1 pseudogene is annotated in these 249 nt (G+C 58.2%); it reads left to right on the top strand.

Going from position 1 to position 249, the window contains the following annotated elements:
• Window positions 1–249: pseudogene (locus V5P19_RS24165) on the top strand (glycerol-3-phosphate dehydrogenase); the annotation flags it as partial.

Raw genomic sequence — 249 nt, 5'->3', positions numbered from 1 at the left:
CCGTAATATTCTCGTCGTCGTACCCAGCCATGTCTTTGGTGAAGTGCTGCGCCAGATTAAACCGCTGATGCGTCCTGATGCGCGTCTGGTGTGGGCGACCAAAGGGCTGGAAGCGGAAACCGGGCGTCTGTTACAGGACGTGGCCCGCGAGGCGTTAGGCGATCAAATTCCGCTGGCGGTTATCTCTGGCCCAACGTTTGCGAAAGAACTGGCGGCAGGTTTACCGACAGCTATTTCGCTGGCCTCGAC

It is taken from the genome of Enterobacter sp. UNJFSC 003 (genome assembly GCF_036903355.1).
Lineage (GTDB): Bacteria > Pseudomonadota > Gammaproteobacteria > Enterobacterales > Enterobacteriaceae > Enterobacter.
The sequence above is the reverse complement of the archived record's forward strand: the minus strand, read 5'-3'. Positions and strand labels throughout refer to the sequence as shown.